General features: G+C 59.5%; 4 protein-coding genes. 2 read left to right on the forward strand and 2 right to left on the reverse strand.

Translation table 11 applies throughout. The features are described from left to right. Both AB4043_RS15180 and AB4043_RS15185 read left to right on the forward strand, forming a co-directional pair. Positions 1 to 127 (forward strand): anhydro-N-acetylmuramic acid kinase (locus AB4043_RS15180; protein WP_442307423.1); only part of this gene is annotated, 127 nt, incomplete at its 5' end. Then, complete coding sequence (locus tag AB4043_RS15185; protein ID WP_442300077.1) at positions 117 to 1646, forward strand: ABC transporter substrate-binding protein; 1530 nt, start codon at positions 117 to 119, stop codon at positions 1644 to 1646. The genes AB4043_RS15180 and AB4043_RS15185, both read left to right, overlap by 11 nt. A gap of 248 nt (positions 1647 to 1894) precedes the next feature. Here AB4043_RS15185 and AB4043_RS15190 read toward each other — a convergent pair whose 3' ends face one another. After that, positions 1895 to 2461: a hypothetical protein gene (locus tag AB4043_RS15190; RefSeq protein ID WP_442300078.1), complete on the reverse strand. Its 567-nt coding sequence runs from the start codon at positions 2459 to 2461 to the stop codon at positions 1895 to 1897. 2 nt (positions 2462 to 2463) lie between these two features. Then, on the reverse strand, positions 2464 to 4706 hold a 2243-nt coding region (locus AB4043_RS15195; RefSeq protein ID WP_442307422.1), incomplete at its 5' end, for a beta strand repeat-containing protein.

Consider the following 4706-nt stretch of genomic DNA (forward strand, 5'->3'; position numbering starts at 1 on the left):
GGCCAAGGAGGCAGCAGCCTTTGCCCTGCTGGCGTGGCTCACCTGGCATGACCTGCCGGGCAATGTTCCTTCTGCCACCGGCGCATCGCGACCTGTCGTCCTGGGAAGGGTAACGGATGCACGCTAGGCTACTTACCGCCTTGCCTCTCATTGCACTTACGCTTGCCACAGGCTGCCGTACAAAGCCCGAAGGCAACATGGTGGTGATGGTCATCGAGTCGAGCCCGAACAACCTCGACCTCCGCATTGGCACCGACGCACAGTCGGAACGTATCGGCGGACTGATCTTCGATCCGTTGGTCCACAAGGACGAGCATTACAACCCGCAGCCCTGGATCGCGGAGCGTTGGGAGCAGCCCGAGCCCACGCGCATGGTCTTCCACATCCGCCACGGCGTCACCTTCCATGATGGCCGCCCACTCACCGCCGAAGACGTGGCCTACACCATCCGTTCCTTGCAGGATGGTTCCATCGTTACCAGCAAGGGAGCCAGCCTCTCCGCCATCAAGCAGGTTGAGACGCCCGATCCCTACACCCTGGTGTTGCACCTCGATAAGCCCGACGCTTCCCTGCTCTTCAATCTCTCCGACGGCCTCTTCGGCATCGTCCCGCGAGGCAGCGGCAAAGAGCTTGGAGCGGCGCCCATCGGCAGCGGCCCTTTCCGTTTTGTCTCTCAGGTGGTCGACAAAGAGGTCGTCGTCGAACGCAATCCGCAGAGCTGGTCAGGGGTACCAAAGATCGAGCGCGTACGCTTTGCCGTCATCCCCGATGCTGTGACGACTGCCCTGGAGCTGCGCAAAGGCTCCGCCGACATTGCCTCGAACGTCATCACGCAGGATATGGTGTGGGCGATGCGCAACGAGAAAGAGATCATTACCGATGTAGGCCCCGGCTCCATCCTGAACTACATCAACTTCAACTGTAACGACACCCTGCTGAAGCATCGCGAGGTGCGGCAGGCAATTGCGCTCGCCATCAATCGTCAGCCCATCCTTCACGCGCTCTTCCGCGATCATGCGCGCCCGGCAGCATCGCTTCTACCCAACGGCCACTGGGCACAGGCAGCAGCTACGGAGCTACCCGACTTATCCTTCAACCCTGAGCGCGCCCGCAAACTTCTTGACACTGCGGGCTTCCCGGTGCGGCCGAATGGATCGCGCTTTCAGTTGACGATGAAGACCTCGACCGATGAGACCACCCGTCTGCTGGCAGCCATCCTGCAACAGCAACTACGCGCCGTCGGGATTGACCTGCAAATCCGTTCGAACGAGTTCGGCACCTTCTACGCGGACGTCACCAAAGGAGCCTTCCAGATCTACGGCCTGCGCTGGATCGGATCGAACGAAGATCCGGACATTTTCCGCTACACCGTCTCCTCAAAGAGCTTCCCGCCCAAGGGCGCGAACCGTGGCCATTACAGCAATCCTGAAGTGGACAGACTGATTGCAGAGGCATCTGTTGAGCCCGACCAGGCAAAGCGCCGTCCCATCTACGTTCACATTCAACAGTTGTTGGCAGAAGACGCCGCCGGCGTAAATCTCTGGTATCTGGACAACACGGTCGTCCATTCCCGCCGCGTCACCAACATCCATCCCAATCCTTCAGCCAGCTACGACTTCCTGCGCGAAGCCGAGGTCATGCATTAAACCCATACACCGGGTGCCCCATGTCCCGATTTTGGGACGTGGGCATTCGAGCGCAGCTCGAACCTTTTGTTTGTCATTTCGTAGTGCAGCGGAGAAATCTGCTTCTCTCCCCATGCTTTCTCTCTGAGCGGAAAAGCGGATCGAGCTTCGCTCGATACCTCCACATAAGCTTCGCGTATCCACCCCAGCGAACTTTGTTCGCTGGGGACCCTGGTATGTGGGGCACCCGATATTGTGGCGCTCAATTCCTACTGCTCCGACATCATCGACTTACCCTGCCATAGACGGAAGGTAATACCCGTCGAGATCCCATACGGATGAATCGCCCCATACGAAAACTGCGGCCACATCTGGTACTCCACATCCACCACCTTCACGGCAAAGCGCTTGTGATACCACTCCACCCCACCTCCAGGAGCGGCGACGAAGTAGTTGCCGTTCGCATAACCAAAGGGAAAGTTGAAGTGCCCGACGCCGGCTAAACCCTTTACATACGGCCGCACGTTACGGGTCATGAGGTTGAAGCGTGGACCGGCGAGATACGTTGACTGGTTGCTTCCATTGGGATCGTTATGAAGCCGCAACCAGCGCGCCTCTCCTTCTATGCCCCAGCGGTGGCTGATGCTGGCGTCACCCCACAGGGTGACACCGCCAAGCTGACGCTGACCATAGTCAGACTGAAAGATGCTGAGTCCGCCGCCGGCCATCACGTGCGGACCCGGGCCCCTTCCCGCGGCAACGGCCTGCGCGTCCGCAGACACACTGCATCCCAAAGCTATCGATAGAGCCGCGATCGCGGCGAACCACAGCCGCATGATTACTGCCCCACCGTAAGAGTGACGTCTATCGCCTGTTTCGCACCGCTGGTCGTTCCAACTCCAGTGACCTGGAAGGTATAGGAGCCAGTCGGCGTCGTATTGGTATGCAGAGCGCCAGTGCAACCAGTCATTCCGCCGGCAATACCGATCATTGCCAGGGCCATCAGCAGACTTCCCAGCCAGCGGCGGCGCTTACGCATGCCCATACCCAATAGACCAAGTACGGTCGCGCCAGGCCACAGGATCGTAGCCAGAATCGGTGTGTCCGTCCTGCGTACACTCGCGGACGCTCCCGCGCCCAGCGGATTGCCGGTATCGATCTGGAGCTGTACCTGTTGTGTAATGTTCGCGCCCAACTTCAACGAATTCGGCGAGAACGTACAGGTTGCGGCAAACGGAAGACCATTACATCCGAGATTCAGCGTGTCGCTAAAGCCGTTCAACGAGGCGATAGACAGCGTTACCGTAGCATGATCGCCGCCGGTCAGATTGATCTTTGACGGGGACAATGCAAGGGTAAACTGCTGCGCCTGAGAAACCACCACATCGGTCGATGATGAGGCCGAGCCGGCATACAGAAAGTCTCCGCTGTATGTCGCCACCACATGGTACGTTGCCGCTGACGGCGATACCGTCAGGGTTGCAAGACCATTCGTATCAACAGTGGCAGTGCCAAGCGTTGTCGTACCCGAGCTGAAGAGGACAGCACCGGTCGGCATCACCGGCCCCGTGCCCCGTACCACTGCCACCAGAGTGACGGTCTGGCCGGTCTGCAACGAAGTGGCAGAGACACTCAGGCCGGTTGTCGTGGGCCGTAGATCCATCTCCTGCGTCAGCGCTGCGGAGCTCGTCAGGTTGAGCGTATCGCCGCTGTACTGAGCGGTGATAWCGTGCTTGCCTGCAACCAACGTAGCGCTCGAGATGCTGGCATTGCCATTTGCATCCAGCGTGGCCTGTCCAAGCAATGAGCCACCATCGAGGAACGTGATCGATCCCGTCGGCTTGCCGTCTACATTGGTGACCTTCGCCGTCAGCACCACTGCCTGTCCCGTAAGCGCCGGGTTGAGGCTTGATACCAGTGCGACCTGGCTGTTCTGTCGTACCAATACCTGAATGGATGACGAATCAGCCGCCGTATTCTTCGCATCGCCGGCGTAATGAACGATGAGCGTATGCGGCCCGATCGTGAGCGAAGACGTGATCAGGGTCGCCGCACCATTGGCACCAAGCGTCCCGGATGCCACAGATGTTGCGCCGTCAAGCAACGTCACCTGCCCGCTAACATCGCCGCCGTTGCCCGTCACCTGGACCTGCACCGTGAGTGCCGCACCATAGATCAGGGTTGTCGCGCTGGGAGCCCCCTGCACGGTCGTCGTCGCGGAAGTAATCTGTTGCGGCCACACTTGAGAGCTGGCCGAAGCATTTGTACTATCGCCGCTGTATGTGGCGGTAATGGAATGCGTGCCTACTGCAAGGTTCGCGGTCGAGAAAGTAGCCACGCCGTTCTGCAAGGGAGCTGTCGAGAGCGATGCCGAACCATCCTTGAACGTCACCGTTCCCGTGAGATTGCTGCCTCCTGTGACAGTCGCTGTAAACTGCACGCTGCGGCCGGCAATCGAAGGATTGGTATCGGACACGACGGCGACCGTGATCGCTTGTAGCACCGTCAGGGAAAGCGCAGTCGACGTTGCTGGGGTATACGTTGCATTGCCCGCGTAGACCGCAGTGATGGTGTGAATCCCCGGCGTCAAGGACGACGTCTGCACGCTTGCAACTCCGCTGCCATTGAGAGTTGCCGTCCCAATCGCCACACCGCCATCCAGGAACTGCACCTGGCCTGGAGGAACTCCGCCATTACTGGTCGCGGTAGCCACGAGTGAAACCTGCTGACCGCTTACCGTGGGGTTTGCGCTCGCAGCCACCCGCAGGGTGGTCGTCGCCTGCACGATCTTCTGCGAAGTATTCGAGCTAGATCCGGTATTATTTGCGTCACCCGCATAGTCTGCCGTGATGAGGTGATCCCCGACAGAGAGAGTGGCGACTGACAAGGTAGCCCTACCGCCATTCAACGAAACCGTTGCAAGGGGGCCCCCGTTGTCTTTGACAATTACCGAGCCCGCCGGAATTCCGCCCGAACCAGTGACGGTAATCGAGAAGGTCACGACGCTTCCAGCAATCGCCGGAGATCCATTGCTCGTGATCACTGTCTGGGTCGTAGCCTGCCGGACGGTCACCGGTGTGA

Origin of the sequence: Terriglobus sp. YAF25 (assembly GCF_052113305.1) — a bacterium.
GTDB lineage: Bacteria > Acidobacteriota > Terriglobia > Terriglobales > Acidobacteriaceae > Terriglobus.

Bases quoted from the DNA above. Each gene is read 5' to 3' on its own strand.
- AB4043_RS15190 (WP_442300078.1), bottom strand. From the start codon at position 2,461: ATGCGGCTGTGGTTCGCCGCGATCGCGGCTCTATCGATAGCTTTGGGA.
- AB4043_RS15185 (WP_442300077.1), top strand. From the start codon at position 117: ATGCACGCTAGGCTACTTACCGCCTTGCCTCTCATTGCACTTACGCTT.